The following is a 24,977-nucleotide window of genomic DNA, read 5'->3' as shown; positions in this document are numbered from 1 at the left end:
CCGTTCGGTTAATGCAATGATTAAGTTGGAACGGGACCGGGTGGGACAGTCATGAGCGATACGATTCTTGTGCAAGACAACGGGAACTGGGCCGAAATAACCCTGAACCGTCCCGACAAGCTGAATGCGTTCAACGAAGAGATGCACTTTGCCTTGCAGAGCGCGCTGAAATCTGCGCGCGACAATGGGGCTAGGGCGATCCTGCTGACCGGAGCCGGGCGTGGCTTCTGTGCTGGTCAGGACCTCGGCGACCGCGACCCGTCGAAAATGGACGGCCCGCCCGATCTGGGCAAAACGGTCCGCAGTTTCTATGCGCCGCTGGTCCGTTTAATACGGTCGATGGACTTTCCCGTGATCTGCGCCGTGAACGGCGTCGCCGCAGGCGCGGGCGCAAATCTGGCACTGGCCTGCGACATGGTTCTGGCCGGGGAAAGCGCAAAATTCATCCAAAGCTTCTCCAAAGTCGGTCTGATCCCGGATACCGGCGGCAGTTGGCACTTGCCCCGTCTTTTGGGTGAGGCTCGCGCCAAGGGTCTGGCCCTGACGGCGCAACCGCTTACCGCGAAACAGGCCGAAGACTGGGGGCTGATCTGGAAGGCGCTGCCCGATGATCAACTGATGGACGAGGCGCGCGCGCTTGCCGCGCAACTCGCCAACGGCCCCACTCTTGGACTTGGCCTGACAAAACACTGCATTCAAACCGCGGCCACCACATCCCTGAGCGATCAGCTTGAGATCGAAGCAGATGCGATGAAAACCTGCGGTGAAAGCGCGGATTATGCCGAGGGTGTTTCCAGCTTCCTGGAAAAACGCGCACCGAATTTTCAAGGACGCTAAGGATGACCCCAAAGGAACGCGCCGAAAAATCCGCCGCCGCAATGTGGGCCAATGATGAGGCCAGCAAATGGTTCGGGATGGAGATCGCCGAGGTCGATGAAGGCCGCGCAGTCCTGACCCTGACCATCGCGCCCCATCACTGTAACGGGCACGGCATGTGCCACGGGGGCGTCACCCATGCGCTGGCCGACAGCGCCTTTGCCTTTGCCTGCAACAGCCGCAACACGGCAACCGTCGCGCAGCATACGACGATCAGCTTTCTCGCCCCCGGAAAAAAGGGCGACCAATTGACCGCGACCGCGACCGAAGTCACCGTTGCGGGCCGCAACGGTATCTACGACGTCCGCGTTACCAACCAGGACAACACTCTGATCGCCGAGTTTCGTGGCATGTCCCGCGCGATTGGTGGTCAGAATTTCGAAGAATAGCTTCGCGACCAGAGGAGGCACGCGATGGAAGACCTTTCCCCGAACCGGGCGGACCTGGACCCGATCGAGATCGCCTCGATCGACGAAATCCGCGCCACACAGCTTGAGCGCCTGAAATGGTCGGTACGCCACGCCTATGACAACGTTCCGATGTATCGGCAGCGCTTTGACGAGGCGGGCGTGCATCCTGACGATCTGCAACAGCTCTCCGATCTGGCGAAGTTTCCGTTTACCTACAAGAACGACCTGCGCGACAATTACCCGTTTGGCCTGTTCGCCGTCCCACGCAGCGAGATCATTCGCCTGCATGCCTCATCCGGCACGACGGGCAAACCGACCGTGGTGGGTTACACAAAATCCGACATCGACAATTGGGCCGATCTGGGCGCACGGTCCCTGCGCGCGTCGGGGCTGCGCAAGGGGGACATGGTGCACAATGCCTATGGCTATGGGCTGTTCACCGGCGGTCTTGGGGCCCACTACGGGATCGAACGGCTGGGCGCGACCGTGGTACCCATGTCAGGCGGGCAAACCGAAAAGCAGGTCAGCCTGATCCATGATTTCCGGCCCGACGGGATCATGGTGACGCCGTCCTATATGCTCAATATCCTCGAACAGTTCCACAAAGCGGGGCTGGACCCGCGCGAAAGCTCGCTGAAGGTGGGTGTATTCGGCGCAGAACCCTGGACGGACGCCATGCGGGCCGAGGTTGAGGCCGCCTTTGACATGCACGCGGTCGATATCTACGGCCTGTCCGAAATCATGGGTCCCGGTGTCGCCAATGAATGCGTTGAAACCAAGGATGGCCCGGTGATCTGGGAGGACCATTTCCTGCCCGAAATCATCAACCCCGAAACCGGCGAGGTCCTGCCCGACGGCGAAACCGGAGAACTGGTGTTCACGACCCTGACCAAGGAAGGTCTGCCGATGATCCGCTATCGCACACGTGACCTGACCTGCCTTTTGCCGGGCACGGCGCGGTCCATGCGCCGGATGGCCAAGATCACTGGGCGCAGCGACGACATGATGATCCTGCGCGGCGTCAATGTCTTCCCCAGCCAGATCGAGGAACAGGTGATGGCGACCGGCGGCCTTGCGCCCTACTACCAGATCGAACTCTATAAATCCGGTCGCATGGACGCCATGCGTGTCTTTGTCGAGGCGGCGCTGGATTCCACCGATGAGCTGTCCAAGACTGCCGCGGCGCGAATGCTGACCAAGCGGATCAAGGACGTCGTTGGCGTTTCCACGGAAATTGTTGTAGGTGACCCCGGCGACGTCGAACGCTCTCAGGGCAAGGCGAAGCGCGTCATCGACAATCGCGACAAGGAATAAGCCGTGGCCCGGACAATTGCCAAAGACCACGACCAGAAACGCAAGCAGATCCTGAAAATGGCGGCCAAAGTGTTTGCCGATCAGGGGTTTGACCGCGCATCGATGACCTTGCTGGCCAAGGAATGCGGGATCTCAAAGGCCAACATCTATCACTACTACGACAGCAAGGATGCTATCCTGTATGACATCCTTGAAACCTATCTGCGGGAACTGCGCGACCGGATTTGCAAACTCGATCTGAACGGCTTGGACCCTGAGGAGAAGCTGCGCAAGGCCGTGCGCGAGATCCTGTTTGCCTATCAGGGTGCGGATGACGAACACCGGGTCCAGATCAGCGGCATGAGTGCCCTGACCGATGATCAACAGAAGCGGCTACGCGGCTATCAGAAGGATTTGGTGAATTTCATGCGCGACATTCTGAGGGACCTGTCGCCTCAATCCTTTGGCGATGACAAGGACAAGCTGCGCGGGGCCACCATGTCTGTCTTTGGGATGCTGAACTGGTATTACATGTGGAATTCCGGCGCGGGGCCAAAAGCCCGCGAAGACTATGCCGATCTGGTCAGTTCCCTGACTTCGGACGGGGTTCGAAACCTGTAGGATCGGTATTTCTTCTCTGTCGGGTTATGTTGGCCTGAAACAGAATTCCTGCGCCTGCGCCGTGACCGTCTGGCAATTGGACGGGCCATTCACCCGGGCACCACAACGATCCCGCAAAATTGATGCATTGTCCGAAATGACGCTTTTCAAGCCTGGGGGTCAAAGGTAAGGCTCGGGTTTATGACGGATTTGATCTCGCTTTACGACACCCGCATTGCCGAAGGCATTTTGACCCGCGACGACGCGCAAGAGGCTGTTCTGCCACATTTCGAACGGATCCGTGCCGCGCTGGCCGCACCAGTGAAACGCGGGTTGTTTCGCAAGGCGCCACCTGCACCGCAGGGATTGTACCTGTGGGGCGGCGTCGGGCGTGGCAAGTCCATGCTGATGGATATGTTCGTCGACAGTTTGCAGGACATCCCCGCGCGGCGCGTTCATTTCCATGCCTTCATGCAGGAAATTCATGCCGGGATGCACAAGGCGCGGCAGGACGGGGTTGAGGATGCGCTTGCCCCTGTCGCGCAAGCGGTCGTGAAATCCGTGCGTTTGCTGGCCTTTGATGAAATGCAGATCACCGATATCACCGACGCCATGATCGTCGGGCGGTTGTTCGATCTGCTGCATGAGGGCGGCGTTGTGGTCGTGACGACCTCGAACCGTCATCCGGATGATCTGTATAAGGACGGGCTGAACCGGCAGCTGTTCCTGCCGTTTATCGCTCATATCAAGGAACAGCTTCAGGTGTGGGAACTGGTCTCACCCACCGATTACCGCCAGAACCGGCTGGAAGGTGCGCCGGTCTATTTCACGCCGATTGGCCCCGAAGCCCGGCAGAGCATCCGCGCGGTCTGGAGCGATCTGGCCGGTGGTCCGGCCGATCCGCTGGTGTTGCAGGTCAAGGGGCGGGCGGTCGAGCTTCCGCAGTTCCGCAACGGGATCGCTCGGGCTTCGTTTTATGATCTTTGCGGACGGATGCTGGGCCCCGCGGACTATCTGGCCATTGCCGCCGAGGTGAAGGTTCTGGTGCTGGAAGACATCCCCCGCCTGTCGCGCAACAACTTCAATGAAGCCAAGCGCTTTGTCACGCTGATTGACGCCTTGTATGAGGCGAAGGTGCGGCTGATCTGTTCCGCTGCTGCCGAGCCCGAGATGCTGTATGTCGAGGGTGAAGGGACGTTTGAGTTTGAACGCACCGCCTCGCGCCTGAGAGAGATGCAGGCTGAGGATTGGGGGGCCTAGGGGGCTCTGCCCCCGCCGCCTTTGGCGGCTCCCCCGAGGTATTTTTAGCCAGATGAAGCCCTGCGGGCGGATCGCCTCAGCCGTTTTCGCGCAGGATATTGCCCGCAAGGTAGAGCGAGCCGCAGATCAGGATGCGGGCTTGCGGGTCTTGGGCCACGATGGAGTTGAGCGCATCTGCAACGCTGCTGGCTGTGGTGGCGGGCAGACTGACTTTCGTCGCAGCCGCAGCGGTGTCTTCGGCGCTGAGCGTGGCGGTTTCACCGGGGATCGACACGGCGGTCAGGGTTTCGGCCTGCGCCGCCAGCGGGGCGAGATAGCCGGTCACGTCTTTGGTGTTCAGCATGCCGCAGATCATGTGGGTCGGGCGTTTGGGCAGTTTGGCCAGCACATCCGCCAATGCAATGCCTGCGGCGGCGTTGTGCCCGCCATCCAGCCAAAGCTCGGCCTGTGGGGCAGCTTCGACCAACGGTCCGGTTTTCAGGCGCTGCATCCGGGCGGGCCATTCGGCCTTGGTCACGGCAGCCTCATAGGCGTCGTCGCCCAGGTTCAGGTGCCGCAGGACCGCCAGCGCGGCGCCTGCATTCTGGATCTGATGCGCGCCCAGCAGATTGGGCAGCGGCAGGTCGCGCAGGCCGGTTTCGTCCTGATAGACCAGTCGTCCGTTTTCCTCGGCCACGTGCCAGTGCTGGCCATGGGCAATCAGCGGCGCGCCGAGGCGGGCGGCGGTCTGTTCGATGACCTCCATCGCCTCATCGTCTTGCGGGCCGACGATGCAGGGCACACCGCGCTTGATGATCCCGGCTTTCTCCGCCGCGATCTTCGCCAGTGTGTTACCCAGAAACTGTTCGTGGTCGATGGAGACCGGAGTGATCACCGTGACCGCGGGCTGTTCGATCACGTTGGTGGCGTCCAGCCGACCGCCCAAGCCGACCTCAAGCAGAGTGTAGTCCGCCTGCGCGCGGGCAAAGGCCAGCAGGGCGGCGCAGGTTGTGATCTCGAAATAGGTGATGTTTGCGCCGCCATTGGCCGCGTAACACTCGTCAAGCACGGCGGTCAGATCGGGTTCCGAGATCAGTTCTCCGGCCAGACGGATGCGTTCGTGGAACCGTGCCAGATGCGGTGATGTGTAGGCATGCGCCGACAGCCCTGCCCCTTCGAGCCCCGCGCGGATCATCGCCTGGGTCGAGCCTTTGCCGTTGGTTCCGGCCACGTGGATCACCGGCGGCAGTTTGGTTTGCGGGTTGTCCAGCGCATCCAGCAGACGCCAGACGCGATCCAAGGTCAGATCAATGATCTTGGGGTGCAGCGCCATCATCCGGTCGAGAATGGCGTCCGATGTCTGCGCGGTCATTTCTTGTCCGTATCCTCAGCCGGGGCATCCGCCGCAGGCGCTTCGGGGTCCGGCGCGGGCAGATCGCCCTTGATCGCGGGGGGCTGTTTCATCAGCATCCGGGTGATGGTGATCAGTTCCTCGCGCATCTCGGTGCGTTTGGTCACCCGATCCAGCATGCCGTGGTCCAGCAGGTATTCGGCGCGCTGGAAGCCTTCGGGCAGTTTTTCCCGGATCGTCTGTTCGATCACGCGCGGGCCGGCAAAGCAGATCAGGGCGTTGGGCTCCGAAATGTGCACATCGCCCAGCATCGCGTAAGACGCGGTTACGCCGCCCGTCGTCGGGTGTGTCAGCACGACGATATAGGGCAGGTTCGCCTCTTTCAGCATTTCGACCGCGACGGTGGTGCGCGGCATCTGCATCAGGCTCAGGATCCCCTCCTGCATCCGCGCGCCGCCAGCGGCTGAGAACAGGATCAGCGGGCGCTTCAGTTTCACCGCCTCTTGCGCGGCGGCGATGATGGCGTTGCCGACATACATGCCCATCGACCCGCCCATGAACGAGAAATCCTGTGCGGCGGCAATGATCGGCGTACGTCCGATTTCGCCCGAAGCCACCAGCATCGCCTCTTTCTCGCCCGTCTTTTTCTGCGCGGCTTTCATGCGATCGGGGTATTTTTTCTGATCGCGGAAGTGCAGCGGATCGTCTTTGGGTGCGGGCACCTCGACCTCGGTGAAGATACCGCCGTCGAACAGATGGGTGAACCGCTCGCGCGGGGTGATCGCCATGTGGTGACCGCACTGGGTACAGACATTCTGGTTTTCCGCCAGCTCGCGATGGAACAGCATCGTTCCGCATTCGTCGCACTTGTGCCACAGGTTTTCGGGCACCTCGCGGCGCGAAAAGATCGAGTTGATCCGGGGGCGGACGTAGTTTGTGATCCAGTTCATGTCGGAACCTTGCTTGTGCGGCGTTGACGTCAAATAAGACGCTACGGAAAGAAATGCAATCAGCGCCTGATGGCAAGCCGTGCTGTGAGCCAACCGACAAACATTGCGACGAAATCCACCAGCAGCCATTGTCGCAACATGCCGGTTTCGGACATGTCATAAGGCAGCAGGTACAGGGCCAGCCCGCTGAGCGTGTCGGGCAGCGAGACAAACAGCAGCGCAACCGCATTGTTGAAGAAGTGCAAGGCGATAGCCGGGCCCAGGGTGCCGGACCGGGCCGTCAGGTCAGCGGCCAGCAAGCCGAAGACACAGGACCAGACCGCGACGATCAGGGCGTTGTCACCGGCAAGACCCGGGGCGTAGTGACCGGCGGCGAACAGGGCCGATGGCACCCCCATCCAGATCAGCGGCGATCTGAACCGCGCGGCCAGCGACTGTTGAAGGTAGCCGCGAAACAGGATCTCTTCGGCGCTGGTCTGGATCAGCACTGCGCAGGCGGCGAAAGGCAGTACGATCAACCAGATAGAGAACGGCAGATTCGGGGTCAGCGGATCGCCCATGCCATAAGGCGGCAGAACAGCCATCGCAATTCCAAGCAGCACAAGGGCCACAAACACGCGCAAGAACTGCTGAATGGCCAAACGTCGCGGCCCCAGAATCGCGCTGAGCGGGCGGTGCTGCATCACCCAGGCTGCAACGGCCACGCCCAGGGTCAGAAAGCCAAAGCTGGCCAGCAAAAGAAGCGCGCCGGATGTCGAGGTTCCCAACAAGAACCCCTCGACCTCGGACGATGGGATCAGGCCCCCGATCAAGGCAAACAACACCGAGTTCAGTGCCAGATACAGCGCCATGACGATGACCAGCCCGGCCAGCAGCCGCCACAGCTCGGGCCGGGCACGGGCATCGCTGACCAGTTGCTCATGCGCGGAATAGGCCGTTGGCTCAGGCATCAGGGCCCGCACTTTCATCCTGAAGCGTCGTCGCAACTTCCGGGAAGATTTCCGATGGGTCCTTGGCGTTGTTGATACGTGTGGACAGCGTGGAAAGATAACCTGCCACAGTCTGCAACAGTTGCACGGCAACCCCGGCGTCGCTTTCGATCACGGCACGCAGTTCTTCCGCGCCGATGCGCAGGAAGGTGCAATCCTCGGTGGCGGTCAGATCAAGCTGCCGTAGATCTCCGGTGATGATCGACAGGTCACCGATCAGACGACCAGGTTCGATGATCGAGATCGTGCGGCGGTTTCCATCCTCGTCGGACCAATCCAGATTGGCCTTGCCTTTGATGCACAGATACGCCGCATCCGGAACCTGCCCGCGCGAAAAGATCATCTGACCAGCGGCGACATCATACCATTGCGCCGAAAATGCCAGCAGGCGCTGGTTTCGCGCGTCGATGCCCGAGAACAGCTCGGTCGACGATATGATTTCAAGCTTACGGCTCAGATCGGCCGAGACGCTTTCTTCGTGCAGGGTCTGCGTGCGGGACACACCGTCAATCCGGCCATCCTTGATCTCGATGAACAGATCATAGGCTTCGGGATGGGCAAAGTGATCCTCCATGAAAATCATGATCGAGTCCGGCAGCAGCTCGCGCAGTTTCAGGCGGGTGCGCAGGCGGCTTTCCGAATCGTGGCTGGCCAGTGCTTTGTCGAGGATCAGAACATCGGGCCGCTTGATACCGGCGCGCGAAAACGCGGCGCGTTCCTGAAAAACCGTTGGCAGGTTGTTCCCGCCCAGACCCGATGGCAGATCGTAGATAATGGCCGCCGCGCGGCGCCGCAGTCCGGCCTGGTTCATAGCCTCGGCCACAACGTCCTCGATCTCGCCCGCATGGACGCCGGCGGTCAGAGAGATTCGCCCATACAGCGCGTTTTCGAGAACCGGCAGCATAGAGATATAGATGTCCGGCGACAGCGGCAGGAACATACCGTTCATCGAACTGCGCAATTGTTCGCCCTGCCCCTGCCGGATCGCAAGGATCTTGTCCTTGTATTCATCGGGGAAATCCGCGCCGATCTGTTCTGCGGTCAGAAGGAAAGGCACGGTCAGCAGCAATGCGCTTTCTTCATCGCTCAGCTCTCCGTCGCCTTTGCCCTTGCGGCGATCTTCGATGTCCAGCCAGCGGTGGTACATCTCTTTACTCATCCCAAGTCGCAGAAACAGCGGGTGATCGGTGCCGTCCCGGCCAAAGGTGCGGCTCAGCGTATCCAGAACCGCCTTCGAGATGCTCATCGCGTCATCGGCCAGATCATGCGCCCTGAGCATGGACAGGAAATGCCCGTCACTGGCCAGACTTTCGGGCGAGATATGACGTGTGGGGGCGGCATACAGCAGGTTGCCGCCCAGCGGGACAGCCGGGTTAAAGCGGTTGGGATCGAACCGATAGACATATTTGTCCAACCCCTTTTCGCGCAGACGTTCGGCAATGGTGTCCCGCAAATTGACGATTTCCTGCGCCAGAACGGGATGCAGCTTGGGATCAAAGCGCGACCCCAGCGTCCGGCGGAACATGAATTCGTCAATGCCCATCGCCTCGACCAGCTCGAACCACCAATTGCGGATATCGTCGATATTCTCCAACCCCGCGAGACCCGGATCGATCCATTCATCGCTGAGCGAATCCGTCGGGTTGCCCGAGCGCGCGGATTCGATCTGTCGCCGCGTCGGGGCCTTCTTATCGTCGCTTTGAGGCTGGGGATGCGTTCGCAGGGGCATCATCAGGTTGTCGCCCAGCGTTCCGTCAAACAGATATGGGCGCGAATAGGCATATCCGATGCGGGCCGCGATAACCGACTGATGCAATTCGCGCAAATCGTGCCCGGCCATGATCACGTCACCCTGAACCGGCAGAATCTCGCGCGTCAGCAGCTGACCCAAGGCGCTGCGCTCGGACGCGTGGGTGGACTGGATTGCCACGCGCGCGCCGTTGGGGATGACAAGATCAAGGTCCTCTAGAATGGTTTTGCCGTCACCATCCCGCACCGTTACATTCCGCAACTCGATATCGCCGTTCAGATGCGGGATCGTCTCGGGTTCGCCGTCAAACAGATGCTCGGGGATCATGTTGTCCGGGGCAAACCGCTCGGTCACGATTTCCCAGCGCAGCGACATGTCCTGCACCTGATTGTAATAGGTCAGAAGATCCTTCCACGGGCCACTCAGATCCTTGTACGCCCCAAGGGCCGCGACCAGAGCGCCTACCGTGATCTCGCCCTTGATCGCCAGATAGCCGCCGACGGAATAGAACAGAAACGGCGTCATCTGAGTGATCAGATTGTTGAGGAACTTCATGAAGAACTTTTTGTTGTAGATCTTGAACCGGATCTCGAACAGGTTCCCCAGCCGGTGGCTGAACTGCGCCAGCCGATAGCGCCAGCCGCCATTGGTGCGCAGATCGCTGATCCCGGCGGCGCTTTCGCCGATCTCGGAACTCAGGTGCCGGACCTCCTGAATGCGGTCCTTGTTCAGCAGGTTGATCTGGCGCTGCAGCTTGGGGATCAGCCAGGCCTGGAGAGGGATCAGGGCGATACTGGCCAACCCGAACCAGACGCTTTGCATGAACAGGAAGGTGACGATGGTCATCATCTGGCCGAACTGGAACACCGGCTGTGCAATGGCGTCGCCCATCAACCCGCCCATCGGCTCGGCCTCGGAGGTGATCATCGAGACCAGCTCGCCCTGGCTTGTCGTCGCAAAGTAGGATTTTGGAAAACGCATGGATCGGTTGATCAGCGTGAACCGCAACCGGCGCAGCATCCGCTCGGCCAGAACGCCCTTCATCGTGTTGATGCGCATTTTCATCAACCCGCTTGCGATCACGGTGGCCAGAAAGGCGCAACACAGGATCAGCAGGTAATGGACCTGTGTGAAGGTGATCCCCAACAGGGTCACCGTATCCCCCGGCGCCCCAATGGCGTCGTTGATGATCTGCTTGGGCAATTCCAGCGAGGCATACAGGAACGGAAATGACAAAACGGTCAGAACCAGCAGCACAAGTTGCTGTTTCTTCGAGTATTTCCAAATAAACGAAAACAGAGTGGGTTCCATGCACTGGCCTTGTCTGTAATGAAATTGTTGCGCCGAGGTTCCTAAGAAAGACCCACTTTAAGTCAGGTGGCAGACGGTAAGCACTGGCCCCGCGTAATACAAGAACGCTTGGGGTGTTTCTTGGCACGAAATCGGGGCCTGCGGGGGTGCGTCTTCAGGATTGGTGAATATTCGCCCCCTACTGTGCCATTCCGGGTTTGTCCCGCACCGCGTCTTTGACTAAAGAGGTACAACTTCGGACGATGGGACCATGGGCAGGATTCTGGATCGCTATATTCATCGACGGGCCATGCAGCGTTGGCGCACCGCCGCGCAGCAGGCGCAGGATGTGCCGCAGTCCAAACTGCGGCTTCAGCGCGATCAGGCCCGCGGGCTGCGGGCCCATCTGAACAAGCTGATCCATATTGCCGATGGGCGTCTTATCCGTCCCCAGATTGGCTCGGTTCAGTTTCCCAAACCCGTCGGCACCGACTGGTCCTGGCGCCCGGACCTGTGGCGCGGACCTCTGGCCCGACCGGGTGTGGCCTCGGCCCCGCGCAAGGCCGGGATTGACGGTCAGGTCACCCTGTTCCACGACTGTCCACAATCCGAGATCGCGGTGCGGCAGGTCCGCAACCGGGGCGACGATGATCTGGCCCCGTTCAGCCTGGCGGTTGAGGCGTTCAGCTTCGAGGGCTCATTCCTGTCACTGTCCGTCGAACTGCCGCCCGAGGCCGCACGGGATCTGACCAAACAACATCTGATGCGTGTCGATACGTTGATTGACAGCGAACAGAACTCGGGCGTGTTTGCACGCCTCAACATCCAGCACGGGCCAAACACCGAACAGGTGCTGCGGCAGATGGATTTATCCGTATCCCCCGTGGCGGTGGATTTCGATCTGGCGCATCTGCCCCTGAACGAGCGGCGGATCGAAAAGATCTGGCTGGACCTGATCTTTAAAAACCCGCGCATGAACCGCATCGTTCTGCGCGATCTGACCTTCTGCCGCCGCCACCGCGCCGATTTGTGAGACGCCAGGACATGACGCAGCCCAGCTTGACCCCATCCAGCTTTGAAAACGGCATCTGGCAAGGCCATCTTGAGGCAGACACGCAGCCTCAGATCGAGGCCCGCTATCTGGGCGAAACCTTGTCTGGGGTCGAGGTCTCACCCGCCGATGGCGGTTGGACCATCACAGTGCCCGTTCCCGTTGCCGCCCTGTCCGAAGGCGTTCATAGCTTTGTCATCATCGACACGGCTAACACGCAAAAGCTGGGCGGTTTCACCATAATCGCGGGCGAGCCCGCCGCCGATGATCTGCGCGCCGAGGTCGAGCTGTTGCGCGCCGAACTGGAGATGCTCAAACGCGCCTTCCGCCGGATTTGCCGGGACGACGCCTGACCGCCTCGGGCCGGTTTCCCTATCTTTTCAGCCCTTTTCATGCATCATTGACCCACCAGGATCGAAAAAGGTGCGGATATGGAGCGGAGCAGCATCATAAAAGTCATCGCTTTGATGGTGACCGCCTTCGGCATCGGGATCGATTTTACCGGCGCCCTGATGCTGGTCCCGGCAATCGAGAACAGCTTTGACACCGATATCACCAGCACCCAATGGGTCCTGAATATCTATGCGCTGTTCTTTGCCATGACCATGGTAGCCGGGGGCCGCCTTGGCGATATGTACGGCCACCGCAAAATCATGATCATCGGCCTGACGATCTTTCTGTTTTCGTCGGTGATGTGTTTTGTGGCCCCCAGCCTCGATTTCCTGATCGGCGCGCGGGCGCTGCAAGGGATCGGCGCGGGCTGCGTCTGGCCCTGCACGCTGGCTTTCGGGGCCACCAAAGTCTCGCGTCAGGAACACCGCGCGCTGGTGATGGGTCTGATCCTGGCCGGCGTCACCTCGGGCAACGTCTTTGGTCCGATGATCAGCGGGCTTGCCGTAAACCTGGGCGAGTGGCGCTATTTCTTCCTGGCGAATGTGATTTTTTCCTGCATCTCGATGGCCACCGCGCTGGTCCTGATGGAGCGCGAGACCCAGCACAAGCAGGGCGAGCATATCGATTTCGCCGGTATGGGCCTGTTGTCCCTGGCCGTACTGCTTCTGCTTTACGGGCTTGATGTCGGCGCGGATTGGGGTTGGACCTCGGTTCCGCTGCTGCTTTTGTTCTTTGTCAGCGCGGTTCTGTTTTTCCTGTTCCCAAAGGTCGAGAAACGCGTGAAGGAACCACTGCTACTGCCGCAGATGATGCAGAACAAACAGTTCCGGATCACACTGGGGCTGAACATGTTCAACGTCTCCGCTGCCTTTGTCGCCCTGCTGTATTTCCCGCAATACATGCAAAAGGTGCTTGGCTGGTCGACCTTTGCCTCGGCTTTGGGGCTTGCTCCGCTGACCGTTCTGCTGGCCGTGGGCTCGATCGTGTCGGGGACGCTTTACAATGATTTCGGGCCCAAGCGGCTGTTGTTCTGGGGATACATGCTGGCCACCATCGGCTCGGCCAGCATCGTGCTTCTGCCCGGCGGGTTGGGGTATTTCCAGATCCTGCCCGGCATGGCGATGATCGGGCTGGGGGCAACGCTGACGGTTGGTCCGTCGGGCACCGCGGCAGTTTGTGCGGTCAAGCCCGAACGCGCCGGTCTGGTCGGTGGGCTGAGTTTCATGACCCACCTTGTTTACGGAGCGATCTCCGTCGCCTGCGCCACCGCGATCATGTATGTGGTGTCCCTGTCCAGCCTGCGCGACAAACTGGCCGCCGCCAAGATCACCCTGTCCGACACCGATCTGCGCGCCATCAACGGCGGCACACTCGATACAAACTCGGCCCGCGCGGTTTTGGCCAAATTTGATGCGGATCAGGTCGAAACGGTCAAATCCGCCCTTTCAGCGGCCTTCAACAGCGGCATGAGCATGGCCTTTGTCTTTTCCACCATCTCGGTCTCGGTCGGTATTCTTCTTGCGCTGAGGCTGGACGAAAGCAAACTGCACAAGATCGAGGGATGAAGAAGGTCCGCGCCCTGCTGCAAGCAACTTACCAGAAGTATTGCGAGGCCAGATACAAAGCACAGTGTACTAAACTACTCTAAAATTTAACCCTCGCATATTTCTGGGAATGTACCGCACCCGGGAACGGCGGCAGTGCGCAACAAAGCCGCAGTTTAATCGATGGCTTTTTTTACTGATCAGAACAGTACGCTTAAATTTGCTCCCAGGCCATGTTCTTCGCCATTGGAACGAGCCGAATAACTGTACCCTGCCGTGAACCTAGTTTGCTCAGACATCTGATACCCTAGCCCCAGCCCAAGAACGAACCCATTGGCTCCTCGGTTTTGTCCGACTTGAGTGAATGTCCCAAATATCGGGCTCGTAACGGTGATTTCGTGTTCCCTGTTCTTGTTGGCATAGAAGTCGTACTCGTAGCGGGCAAAGGCTATTGGTGTGAGCAAACCATTCTCGGTTAAGAAGTCCTGTTGATAGTCAATTCCAATGGAAGCGATCAGGGACTCCGCATCCGCATTTTCAACTGAATAGTTAAAGTCACCGCCCCCGGTCTCTGTCCCAGAGCCTTGCCGGATGCGACCATAATTCAATCCAAAAACTGTGGACATTCTTGCACCGCTTTTCAGGTTGACCAGCTTCCTTGCCTGAACACCGGCGTGAATTCCCTCTTGGTCAAGATCCGATTTTGCCTCACCTCCAGTAAAGCCATCAAGAGAAGGGTTAATCCGCCTGGCGTCGGTTTCACCGAACATGTATCCGATCAACCCGGAAAATTCCCAGGTTCCGGTTGTCGTACGACCGTAAACACCAGCGTGATAGCTGTCGGTCGAAAAGTCTTGATCGACTTGATCGTGCTCATCCATGGAGGACGTCCCAACGCCTGCGTAAACGCCAACGACCCCTCTATCGGAACTTACGACATCCGCACCGGCCACAATGGTGCTGAGCGAATAATCGAATGTTCCGAGGCCGTTACTGCCATCGACATTGCCACTCACATAAGCTGTATCGATCCACCAGCGACGATCAGCACAGTCTATTGCACCAGTCCTGTTCTGGATGGCATCGATGTCACCGGACGCAATGGGTTGGTCCTGGGTCCTGAAGCCAACCGATTGATACCTGCGACAATCTGCGTGGCTAAGCACAGCGTTGGTTATCAGGTCCAGTTGCTCCAACCCGATTGTCAAATTTGAGGAATAGGGCTCGGCATGTACCCGATTGAACCCGGCCAACCCAGCATTGGTTAGCGTGCTGACAGCGTTGCCCAAAGTCGCGCCACTGCTAAGCATGGTTCCCGGCGAAGTGCTTGCCGTGTTCGCAACTGCTCCGGAAAGGTTACTGGCATTGGGAGAGCCTGCAACTAGGGGGTTCTGCGGCAGGCTTGAAACGGGCAGCGTCGTAAACGCTATATCAATTCTACCGTCTGCCGTTGGCACATTTGCGATACTCAAGCTGGAGAGAGCTGGCAAGGAACCCCCGGCAACAAGTATGGGGGTGTCACCGTCGAAACTGGAAGCTTGAAAGACTGTGTAATCGTTGCCAGACGCATAGTCTTGTGCTGACAAACCGGGTCGAGCTGCTTCGACCTGTATCCTCGCACGATTGATTCCGGTCACTGGACCGGTGGATGTAACCAAGTCGGCTTTTTGTCCGGCTAAGGGATCAACTTCAGTCAAGATGGTTGATCCGGCATCAAAGGCGATCCCTCCAGTGTTGTGGAGCGTTCCGATAGAAAAGCCCGGCGAAAGTACGCCGCCGTTTTTTACCGTGAAATTGACGGCATTTACCGTGCCATTGCCCGCCAAAGTGCCAAAATTGTCGAAGTTAAAGGAAGAAAGACTGCTTGACGCATCCAGGCGCAACGTTGTTCCGGCGGCAATCTCCATATCGCTGGTTGAAGAAATCGAACTATTGGTCAGTGTAAAATCAGAAGCCTCAACAATCCGAGTTTGAATAAAATATGCACCGAAAACGACTTCGGTTGCTCCCACAACCGTCAGGTTGTCGTAGGTTAACGGACGGTCGGATTGAAAGTACACTTCGGTGGGGTCGATGTTTTGGCCATTGAATGGCGCAAACGTCATGGATCGGCCCGATCCAATCGAAGTGTTGATCAGATTTACTCTAAGCTTGCCGTTCAGGTTTGTAGCCAGCGCTTCTCGGGAAACAAAGTCTCCACTACCTGCTGCGACATCTACATTAAGCAGGGTCAATACTGAAGCGTTACTGGGAACTACGTTCCGACCCGGGACATATATCTCGATCTCCCCAGAGGACGTTATTGATGAGTTTTCAATAGTAAGTCCCGTTATCGGTCCATTCGGGATTGGAAGACACGTACGCTCGGTTGTAGAGATAGTTTGGTTTGTAAGAGTAGTTTCAGATCCAGATGAATACTCTACTCGAGGCGATCCCAATTCAGCGCAAACCTGTGAGCTTTGGGCTTGTGCGCTGGCTGACAACAAAAAGTAAGCTAAACTTACGAATGTTAAACTCGTCAAAGCCGCGCGCTGCAATTTGCGACCCAAATCGATCGGGCTATTGATTATCACCAACTGTCTCCTCTCGCGGCAAAAGGCGAAACCACTTCACCATCATAAGGCTTGAAGAGAACAATTCATATATTTGTTTTTGATAGGAAATTCCTGTGGCATTTGAGCAAATTCACCAAACGAACACCGTTTGCTTTGGCACCCACAACTACCATTCACACGTTGTCGATCGCGCACTTATTCGCACACGATCAACACTTTTGGTCAGAGGTTCGGCCCTACGCCGCCCCGCGCCCCTAATGTCCAAACGCCCTACTGCGAAGGCCCGTTTGGATTGAAGGCCGACAGGCCCTTGAGGATGTCGATGGCATAGGCCAGCTGGTAATCCTCTTCCCGCAGTTCAGCAGTGGCTTCGGCCTTGGCGCGGTCTTCTTCGATCTGGCGGATTTCGTCCTCGCTCAGGCTGTCATTGTCCAGGCTGCCGCGCAGTTCGGCCTCGGACCGGGTGAAGCGGTTTTCCTCTTCCTCCTCGGCTTCGGGCTGCGGGCGCGGTTGTTCGACGATGATGTCGGGGCTGACGCCAAGCGCCTGGATCGAGCGTCCCGACGGCGTGTAATAGCGCGAGGTGGTCAGGCGCATCGCCCCGTCGCCTCGCAGCGGCATAACCGTCTGGACCGAGCCTTTGCCAAAGCTCTTGGTGCCGACCACGATGGCGCGGCGGTGATCCTGCAGGGCACCGGCCACGATTTCCGAGGCCGAGGCCGAGCCGCCATTGATCAGAACGACGATGGGCTTGCCTTCGGCCAAATCACCGGGGGTCGCGTTGAACCGCTCGCCCTCTTCCGGGTTGCGGCCACGGGTCGAGACGATCTCACCTTCGTTCAGGAACGCGTCCGACACCCGGATCGCCTGCGTCAGCAGACCGCCGGGATTGTTGCGCAAGTCCAGCACGACGCCATTGACCTTTTCGATGCCACCGGCTTCGGCGATCTGTTCTTCCAGCCCGGCCTGCAGGTTGGGGAAGGTCTGATCGTTAAACGTAGTCACCCGCAGCACCACGCTGGTGCCCTCGGTGCGGGCGCGCACGGCGGTCAGTTTGATCGTGTCGCGGATGATGGTGACGTCGAAGGGCTCGGGCTCGCCTTCGCGGACAACGGTGATGATGATCTCGGAGCCCACCGGCCCGCGCATCAGCTCAACGGCCTTGTCCAATGTCAGGCCCAGAATGCTTTCGCCATCCACATGAGTGATGAAATCCCCGGCCTCGATCCCGGCCTCATCGGCGGGCGTGTCATCGATGGGCGAGACGACTTTGACAAAGCCTTCTTCCTGCGTGACTTCGATGCCAAGGCCACCGAACTCACCCCGCGTCTGCACGCGCATCTGTTCGGCATCATCGGGGGACAGGTAGCTGGAGTGCGGATCCAGCGAGGTCAGCATGCCGTCAATTGCCGCTTCGATCAGTTCCTCGGGCTCGACCTCTTCGACATATTGCGCGCGAATGCGTTCGAAGATGTCACCGAACAGGTCCAGTTGCTGATACACATCGGCCTTCTTTTCGGCCTCTTGCGCCAGCAACGGGCCTGCAATCTGAGTGGTTGCAATGATGCCTGCCACGGTTCCGGCCAGTCCGGCCATCACAAATTTCTTCATACTCGTTTATCCATCCTTGCTGGTCCGAAACCACGATTCCGGGTCCACGGGGCTGTTGTCTTCTCTTACCTCTATATAGAGCGTTTCTGACCGGTCAGTTCCAGTGCCATCACCAGTTGTTGACAAAATAGCGCCGATTTCCGGGGTTTCACCGGGCATCAGCCCAACCGGTGTGCCTTCGGGGATCACTTGTCCGATGTCGCCATAGACCTCTTGCAAGCCGGAAAAAACAAACAAAAGCCCCGGTTGCGGTTCCAGAATAATCAGGTTTCCAAGGTCCAGCAGCGGGCCGCGATAGCGAATGGTTGCCGCAGTGGGCGCAGTCACCAGCGCGCGGGGCCGTGTGCCCAGGACCAGACCGGGGCGCGTCACGCCCGCCGCGTCTGTTTCGCCTGCCCTGTGCAGAAGAATGCCCTGAACCGGCAGCAATATATCACCCTTGCGACCCGAGACGCTGGCATTGGTGGCCGCAATCTCCCCTTCCGAGATTTCGGACAATCCGCTGGCAAACCCGTCCAGCGTTTCGGTCGACGAGATCAGGATCGCCGTCTTGATCGGATCCTCGACAAAGCGCTGCGGCAGGTCGGTGCGGTCGGCAATCGCCTCGCTCAGACGGGTGCGGGCCGATTGCACACCGGTCAGGCCTTCGGTCAGGGTTTCGGCGGCGTCCTGTTGCAATAGGCGCAGGGTCTGAACCTCTTGCAGATCACGCGCCAAAGCTTCGGCCTTGGCGTTTAGGCCCGGTGTGACCTCGGACAGCATCATGCCGGTGCGGGCCGCGCCCAAAGGGCCAGAGGGATGCAGCATCAGAACCGGCGGTGCGGTGGTCTCGATCGTCTGCAACACACCCAGCAGCTGCGCCACATCCTTTTCGCGGGCGCGCAATTCGGCAGACAGCTGCGCCTCACGCGTGGCGGCCATGCGCAAACCGTCGCGCATGGCGGACAGTCCGGCCTCGTAGGCCTGGATCGTCTGGGTCAGGGCCCGCACGCGGTCCCGCGCGCTGTCGGCTTCGGTCAGTGAAACCGAGGCCTGTTCCAGCATCTCCGCCGCTGCCAGCGCCGCCTCAGACGGATTGCTTTGGGCCGTCGCCGAACCGGCAAGACACAGCGCGACTGCGACGGCCAGACCCCTCATGACAGCAGGCTTTCCCCGGTCATTTCAGGGGGTTTGGGCAGGTCCATCAGGTCCAGAAGCGTTGGCGCAAGGTCCGACAATCGCCCGCTTCGCAACGCGGCATCTGCGGGGCCACCGACCAGAGCAACCGGCACCGGGTTCAGCGTATGCGCCGTATGCGGCCCGCCGGTTTCCGGATCGACCATCATTTCGCAATTGCCGTGATCGGCGGTGACGATCATCGCGCCACCGGCGGTGTTCAACGCCTCGACAACCTGTGCCAGACCCTGATCCACCGCCTCGCAAGCCTTGATCGCAGCCTGCAAATCGCCTGTATGCCCAACCATGTCCGGGTTGGCGTAGTTGGTGACGATCAGGTCATAGCCCGCCTTTATCGCCTCGACGAATTTGGCGGTCACCTCGGCCGAGGACATCTCGGGCTGCAAATCATAGGTCGCCACTTTGGGCGATTTGGGCATGAAGCGGTCCTCGCCTGCCTCGGGTACCTCTTTGCCGCCATTCAGGAAGAAGGTCACGTGCGGATATTTCTCGGTTTCCGCCAGCCTGAACTGGCGCAGGCCCTGCTTGGCCACCCATTCGCCCAGCGTGTTCACGATGGCGCGTTTCGGGAACACCGTTGTCATGTAACCGTTGTGGCCGTCGGAATACTCGACCATCCCCAGCAAGGCCGACAGCACCGGGCGCGGGCCGGTGTCGAAATCGGCAAAGCCCGGCTCGCCAATGGCGCGCAGGATTTCCCGTGCGCGGTCGGCGCGGAAGTTCAGGCAAAAGAACCCGTCGCCGTCTTTGACACCCTTATAGCCATCCAGCACCGTCGGGGTGATGAATTCATCCGTCTCGGATTGGTTATAGGCGTGATCGACCGCCCCATGCGCGGAACTGGCCGCGCGTCCCTGTCCTTTGATCATGGCGTTATACGCCTCTGACACGCGCTCCCACCGGTTGTCGCGATCCATGGCAAAGTAGCGCCCGCTGACGGTGACGATGCGCGCGCCTTCGGGCAGGCGATCCTCAAGCTCGGCGATGTACCCAAAAGCCGATTTCGGGGCCACGTCGCGCCCATCCGTCACCGCATGCAACGCTACCGGCACACCTGCGTCGGTGATTGCCTTGGCCGCGGCGACGATGTGGTTCACATGGCCATGCACGCCGCCGTCCGAGGCTAGCCCCATCAGATGCGCCGTACCACCCGCCGCCTTTGCCGTGGCGATAAAATCCTGCAACGCCCCATTGTCGAAGAAGGATCCATCCTCGATGGCCAGATCGATCTGTCCAAGATCCATCGCCACAACCCGGCCCGCGCCGATATTGGTATGGCCGACCTCGGAATTGCCCATCTGCCCGCTGGGCAGGCCCACATCCGGGCCGTGGGTGATCAGCGTGGCATGAGGGCCCTGCATGATCGCATCGAAGGTGGGCGTTTTCGCCAGATAGGGCGCGTTGGCCTGCGTGTCCTTGGACAATCCCCAACCATCGAGAATGCACAGGACTACGGGTTTGGGCGTGGCCATTTTACTCTCCGGTAACTGCTCTTGGCGAACCTTCTACCCGCTGACCGCCGGGGGGTGAACCGCCTTTGCGGCAATTGGCGCAGAATTAATCAAGCGCTCATCGGGCGCGCAGGCCCGGATTTCCATACCCCGACACGCAGCGAACCTTACGTCATGCCGCCTTGCGCCAATGGGGTGCGCCTGCCTAGTCTCGACCATAGGGAAGAGGACGGTCATGCAGCCAGAGATAGCGGTGTTTGCACTGATCTACGTATTGGCGCCTGCCGCGCTGATGCTGTTGGCGCGGCATTGGGCGCTGGCCGGACGGCTGGGGCCGATTGTGCTGTGCTATATGGGTGGTCTGGCGCTGGGTTTGTCGGGTCTGCAACCCGAGACGGCCCAGCACATCCGCAACAGCGTGATCGAGGCCAGCCTGGGGCTTGCCCTTCCGCTGCTGCTATTTGGCGTCAATCTGCGCGCCTGGGGTCGGATCGCCGGATCAGCCCTTTTGTCCATGGTGTTGGCCGTGTTGTCGGTAAGTCTTGTTGCTACCGGTCTGTTCTACGCGTTCAACGCAGGCGGCACCGAACAGGCCGAGCAGCTGTCGGGCATGGCCGTCGGCATGTATACTGGCGGGCTGGCCAATATGGGCGCGATCAAGCTCGCGCTGGATATCCCCGAGGGTCGCTATCTGCTGTTTGCCACCGTCGACACCGTTGTTGGCGCAGCCTACCTGCTGTTTGTGCTGACGCTGGCCCCTGTGGTCTTTGGGCGATTCCTGAAGCCCTTTGCCGGAGGCGTTGAAACCAATTCGCCGGAACCGGCCGAGGCCACCCGGCCCAACTGGATCGCACACGGGCTGATTGCGTTGCTTGGGGCCTCGATGTGTGTCGGTGCGGCATTGACCTTGGCCCCTTTCGTCACCTTCGCCGCGCCGCAGGTGATGATCGTCGTTCTGCTGACGACGCTGGGCATTCTGGGGTCCCTGACCCCGTCCTTACGCCAAAACCGGGCCGCGCCGCATATGGGGATGTATCTGCTTTATGTATTTTCGTTCAGCGTTGCGGCCTCGATGGATCTGGCAAAGCTGCGCGACTTGGATCTGGCCGTTCTGGGGTTCGTCCTAATAGCAACCTTTGGCAGTTTTGCCCTGCATGCGCTGCTGGCGCGATTGGCGGGGGTGGATCGGGACACGTTTCTGATCACCTCGGTCGCTGCTGTCATGTCTCCTGCCTTCGTGCCCATGATCTCGCGCAGCCTGCGCAACCCGGCGATCTTGATGTCGGGAATGGCAACCGGCATTCTGGGTTTTGCCATCGGGAACTATCTGGGCATTTCACTGGCGCTGCTGCTGGCCCAAGGGGGATAGGATATGGATCATCAGAAACTGCCGGAAACCGGCCGCCCTGAGGGTGAGATACTGGACCAGCTCAAATCCTTTGCCAAGGATGATCCGAATTACCGCGATGGCCGGACCTGGAGCCTCGTTTACCATCTGGATGACGATCACGACGCCTTCACCGCCAAAGCCTACAGCGCGTTTTCTTCCGCCAACGGCCTGAACCCTGCCGCCTTTCAAAGCCTGAAACGGATGGAGACCCAGATCATCGCGACCATGGCCGGGTTGCTGCATGGCGGGCCGGACACGTGCGGCGTTGTGACGGCGGGTGGGACGGAAAGCTGCCTGATGGCGGTCAAAACCTATCGCGACATGGCGCGCAAACGGCGCAAGGTGACGCGGCCCAACATGATCCTGCCCAAGACGGCGCATGTGGCATGGTTCAAGGCGGCGGAATATTTCGGGGTCAAGGCGCGCCTGCTGCCGATGACACCGGATTATGCGACCGACATTTCCCGGCTGAAGCGAATGATCAACGCGGGCACGGTCATGATCCTGGGTTCAGCCCCGGAATACCCGCATGGCACCATCGACCCGATTGCCGAAATGGGGGCGATTGCGCAGTCCAAAGGCATCCCGCTGCATATCGACGCCTGCGTCGGCGGGCTGATCCTGCCGTTCATGGAGCGGAACGGCGTCGACTTGCCCGACTGGGATTTCCGGGTTCCGGGCGTCACCTCGATCTCGGCCGATCTGCACAAATACGGCTATGCGGCCAAGGGGGCCTCGACCATCCTCTATCGCGATCTGGACCTGCTGAAACACCAGATGTTCATCTGTCAGGACTGGCCCGGAGGGGTTTTCGCCTCACCCGCCCTGCTGGGTACAAGACCGGGCGGAGCCTATGCTGCCGCATGGGCCGTCATGCAAAAGCTGGGGGTCGAGGGCTATTGTCGGCTGGCCAAAGACACGACCGAGGCGGTCGAACAGCTGAAGGCAGGCATCACAGCGATCGAAGGGCTGCGCATTCTGGGCAACCCGCAGGGGCCGCTGCTGGCTTATGGTTCAAGCGACCCAAAGCTGAACATCTACGCCGTGGCGGATCAGTTGGAACGGGCGGGTTGGAACATCAACCGGGTGCAAAACCCCGATGGCATCCATTGCATGGTCACCGCCAAACACCTGCATGTGACCGACGAATACCTGTCTGATCTGGCGCAGGCCGTCGCCACCGTGCGCGCCAATCCCGAACTTGCCAAGACCGGCGGGGCGGCAACCTATGGCATGATGTCCCATGTCCCCCTGCGCGGAATGGTCAAATCCAAAGTGCTGGATGTGTTTGCCGAGATGTATCGCGCGGGCGGCGGCGGGTTGCATCTGGACGACAGCAAAGCGCCGAACCTGCTGGAACGCGGCATGGCGCGCTATGTGCAATGGAAAGCGCGGCGCAGCTAGTCTTTCAGGTAGGTTTTGTAGGGTTTTGCCTTGCGGTTGCGGTACTTGACCGTCAGGTCCAGAGGCATCTCGTTTTCGTCGTAAACCCCCAAGACAATCCCCCTGCCCCGGCTTTTGCTCCGCATCTCGATCAGTTGCTGTTCCGACCGGGTGGTGCGCTGCGACGGGCGGCGGGTCCAGACGAACAGATGCTCGTACATCTCGGCGATCACCTTGGCATGATCGGCGCTGTCGCCCAGATCGATCAGTTCCTGCGGGTCGTTTTCCAGATCGAACAGGATGGGGCGGTGCCCGCCCTCGCAATGGATCAGCTTCCAGCGTTTGTTGGCGACCATGAACATCACTGCATCCCGGACCGAAGCATTCAGACGCTCGGCAATGGGTGAGGCGGAATAATCGTATTCGCAGATCACCACATCCCGTGGCACCTCTTGCACCTGCCCATGCAGGATTGGCAGCAGGGAATGACCTTCGAGGATATGGTTGGCCACTTCCCCTCCGGCCACATCGACGAAAGTGGGCGCTAGGTCGATGGACTCGACCAGCGCATCACAGACGGTGCCACGGGTCGCATCAGCCTCGGGCGATGGGTCATAGATGATCAGGGGCATCTTGGTCGAGGCATCGTGGAAGAAGGTTTTCTCACCCATCCAGTGATCGCCCAGAAAATCCCCGTGATCCGAGGTGAGAACGATCATCGTATCGTCCATCCGCCCAGTCTGTTCCATCCAGTCGAACAGGCGGCCCATCTGGTCGTCGGCCTGCTTGATCAGGCCCATATAGGCGGGAATCACGGCCTCGCGGACCTTCTGACGAGAAAAGGTCTGGCCGATCTTGGTGTCCATGAATGCCTTGAGCACCGGGTGCGCGTTCTGGCGTTCTGCCTCGGATCGGACCACCGGCAGCACATGTTCGGGGCCGTAGATCGAGGCATAGGGTTCCGGCACGATGTAGGGCCAATGGGGTTTGATAAAGCTCAGATGGCAACACCACGGGCCGTCATGGGTTTCCATGAACTCCATGCCGCGCCCGGTCAGATAGGGCGTTTCGCTATCCTCTTCGGCGATATTCGCGGGCTCGGTTGCGTTCTTGAGGAACCAGCCGGACAAAACGTTGCCCTCGGCATCCAACCCGGAATTGGCGAAGTCGTGCCATGGGTTATCGCTCTCGTACCCTTTGGCAGTCAGATACTTGTTGTATTCCTTCGCGCCGTCCGGGTCGTAATAGCCATCTGGCCCTTCGGGCAGCATTCCGTCATCACGTTCGAATACGTCAAAGCCACACTCGGCCACACGGGCCCCGATCAGGCTGTCGGGTTCCAGCCCCAATCGGGCCATGCCTTCGGCATCGGCGCGCATATGGGTCTTTCCGACAAGGTAACAATTCATCCCGGCCTTGCGCAGATGGTCGCCCATCGTGATCTCGCCGACTTTCAGCGGAATGCCGTTCCACGACGCGCCGTGGGAATGCACGTAGCGCCCGGTATAGGTAGACATGCGGGAACTGCCGCAGATTGGCGACTGGATATAGGCCCGGTCAAAACGCACACCACGGGCGGCCAATCGATCAATGTTCGGAGTGTGCAGATGCGGATGCCCGTAACAGCTCAGATAATCCCAGCGCAGCTGGTCGAACATGATGAACAGGATGTTTC

Annotated in this window: 19 protein-coding genes; 10 read left to right on the top strand and 9 right to left on the bottom strand. The window is 59.7% G+C overall.

Annotation, left to right across the window (positions count from 1 at the left end):
- Positions 1-51 precede the first annotated feature (51 nt).
- The 5 genes from paaG to zapE all read left to right on the top strand — a co-directional run bounded on the left by paaG (position 52) and on the right by zapE (position 4,439).
- Entirely contained in the window at positions 52-837 is a 786-nt protein-coding gene (paaG, locus tag ACR0KJ_RS10735; protein WP_480626649.1) for a 2-(1,2-epoxy-1,2-dihydrophenyl)acetyl-CoA isomerase PaaG, read from the top strand.
- A gap of 2 nt (positions 838-839) precedes the next feature.
- Positions 840-1,265, top strand: coding sequence for a hydroxyphenylacetyl-CoA thioesterase PaaI (gene paaI, locus ACR0KJ_RS10730; protein WP_170453890.1), 426 nt, complete (start codon positions 840-842; stop codon positions 1,263-1,265).
- Positions 1,266-1,289: 24 nt separating this feature from the next.
- A complete protein-coding gene (gene paaK / locus ACR0KJ_RS10725) occupies positions 1,290-2,600 on the top strand; it encodes a phenylacetate--CoA ligase PaaK (protein ID WP_170736007.1) in 1,311 nt (436 codons plus the stop codon).
- 3 nt (positions 2,601-2,603) lie between these two features.
- Positions 2,604-3,200 carry a TetR/AcrR family transcriptional regulator gene (locus tag ACR0KJ_RS10720; RefSeq protein ID WP_480626648.1) on the top strand — a complete coding sequence of 199 codons (597 nt, stop codon included), beginning with the start codon at positions 2,604-2,606 and terminating at the stop codon, positions 3,198-3,200.
- 180 nt (positions 3,201-3,380) lie between these two features.
- Positions 3,381-4,439, top strand: a complete 1,059-nt coding sequence (zapE, locus tag ACR0KJ_RS10715; protein WP_170632501.1) for a cell division protein ZapE — start codon at positions 3,381-3,383, stop codon at positions 4,437-4,439.
- A 76-nt stretch (positions 4,440-4,515) separates the two neighbouring features.
- Here zapE and ACR0KJ_RS10710 read toward each other — a convergent pair whose 3' ends face one another.
- From ACR0KJ_RS10710 to ACR0KJ_RS10695, 4 genes are read right to left on the bottom strand one after another with little or no spacing between them, the layout of a single operon-like run.
- Positions 4,516-5,790, bottom strand: a complete 1,275-nt coding sequence (locus ACR0KJ_RS10710) for a bifunctional folylpolyglutamate synthase/dihydrofolate synthase (RefSeq protein ID WP_480626647.1) — start codon at positions 5,788-5,790, stop codon at positions 4,516-4,518.
- Entirely contained in the window at positions 5,787-6,719 is a 933-nt protein-coding gene (gene accD, locus ACR0KJ_RS10705) for an acetyl-CoA carboxylase, carboxyltransferase subunit beta (RefSeq protein ID WP_170453895.1), read from the bottom strand. The genes ACR0KJ_RS10710 and accD overlap by 4 nt, the downstream gene beginning before the upstream one ends.
- Before the next feature lie 59 nt (positions 6,720-6,778).
- A complete protein-coding gene (locus ACR0KJ_RS10700; protein ID WP_480626646.1) occupies positions 6,779-7,669 on the bottom strand; it encodes a CPBP family intramembrane glutamic endopeptidase in 891 nt (296 codons plus the stop codon).
- Entirely contained in the window at positions 7,662-10,769 is a 3,108-nt protein-coding gene (locus ACR0KJ_RS10695) for an ABC transporter transmembrane domain-containing protein (protein WP_480626645.1), read from the bottom strand. Before ACR0KJ_RS10695 ends, ACR0KJ_RS10700 begins: the two co-directional genes overlap by 8 nt.
- Positions 10,770-11,019: 250 nt before the next feature.
- Here ACR0KJ_RS10695 and ACR0KJ_RS10690 point away from each other — a divergent pair, with 250 nt between their 5' ends.
- The 3 genes from ACR0KJ_RS10690 to ACR0KJ_RS10680 all read left to right on the top strand — a co-directional run bounded on the left by ACR0KJ_RS10690 (position 11,020) and on the right by ACR0KJ_RS10680 (position 13,757).
- Positions 11,020-11,781, top strand: coding sequence for a DUF6478 family protein (locus ACR0KJ_RS10690; protein WP_480626644.1), 762 nt, complete (start codon positions 11,020-11,022; stop codon positions 11,779-11,781).
- A gap of 11 nt (positions 11,782-11,792) precedes the next feature.
- The gene (locus ACR0KJ_RS10685) at positions 11,793-12,152 is read left to right on the top strand and encodes an Ig-like domain-containing protein (protein WP_170453899.1); all 360 of its coding nucleotides are present in this window, start codon (positions 11,793-11,795) and stop codon (positions 12,150-12,152) included.
- 78 nt (positions 12,153-12,230) lie between these two features.
- A complete protein-coding gene (locus ACR0KJ_RS10680; RefSeq protein WP_170453900.1) occupies positions 12,231-13,757 on the top strand; it encodes an MFS transporter in 1,527 nt (508 codons plus the stop codon).
- Positions 13,758-13,936: 179 nt separating this feature from the next.
- Here ACR0KJ_RS10680 and ACR0KJ_RS10675 read toward each other — a convergent pair whose 3' ends face one another.
- The 4 genes from ACR0KJ_RS10675 to gpmI all read right to left on the bottom strand — a co-directional run bounded on the left by ACR0KJ_RS10675 (position 13,937) and on the right by gpmI (position 20,550).
- On the bottom strand, positions 13,937-15,970 hold the full coding sequence (locus ACR0KJ_RS10675) for an autotransporter family protein (protein ID WP_480626643.1): 2,034 nt from the start codon (positions 15,968-15,970) through the stop codon (positions 13,937-13,939).
- 591 nt (positions 15,971-16,561) lie between these two features.
- Positions 16,562-17,902 carry a S41 family peptidase gene (locus ACR0KJ_RS10670; protein ID WP_170453901.1) on the bottom strand — a complete coding sequence of 447 codons (1,341 nt, stop codon included), beginning with the start codon at positions 17,900-17,902 and terminating at the stop codon, positions 16,562-16,564.
- Positions 17,903-17,908: 6 nt separating this feature from the next.
- Positions 17,909-19,039: a peptidase M23 gene (locus ACR0KJ_RS10665; protein WP_170453902.1), complete on the bottom strand. Its 1,131-nt coding sequence runs from the start codon at positions 19,037-19,039 to the stop codon at positions 17,909-17,911.
- On the bottom strand, positions 19,036-20,550 hold the full coding sequence (gene gpmI / locus ACR0KJ_RS10660) for a 2,3-bisphosphoglycerate-independent phosphoglycerate mutase (protein WP_480626642.1): 1,515 nt from the start codon (positions 20,548-20,550) through the stop codon (positions 19,036-19,038). The genes ACR0KJ_RS10665 and gpmI overlap by 4 nt, the downstream gene beginning before the upstream one ends.
- A gap of 214 nt (positions 20,551-20,764) precedes the next feature.
- On the opposite strand from gpmI, the gene ACR0KJ_RS10655 reads away from it, so the two are divergent.
- Entirely contained in the window at positions 20,765-21,898 is a 1,134-nt protein-coding gene (locus ACR0KJ_RS10655) for a DUF819 family protein (RefSeq protein ID WP_480626641.1), read from the top strand.
- 3 nt (positions 21,899-21,901) lie between these two features.
- A complete protein-coding gene (locus ACR0KJ_RS10650; RefSeq protein ID WP_480626640.1) occupies positions 21,902-23,323 on the top strand; it encodes a pyridoxal phosphate-dependent decarboxylase family protein in 1,422 nt (473 codons plus the stop codon).
- On the opposite strand, the gene ACR0KJ_RS10645 is transcribed toward ACR0KJ_RS10650, so the two are convergent.
- Positions 23,320-24,960 (bottom strand): sulfatase-like hydrolase/transferase, encoded by a 1,641-nt coding sequence (locus tag ACR0KJ_RS10645; protein WP_480626751.1) that lies wholly within the window; start codon positions 24,958-24,960, stop codon positions 23,320-23,322. The genes ACR0KJ_RS10650 and ACR0KJ_RS10645 overlap by 4 nt on opposite strands.
- Positions 24,961-24,977 lie beyond the last annotated feature (17 nt).

This window comes from Ruegeria sp. AD6 (genome assembly GCF_056542325.1).
Note: the sequence above shows the minus strand (reverse complement) of the source record. Positions and strands in the feature narration are given on the sequence as shown.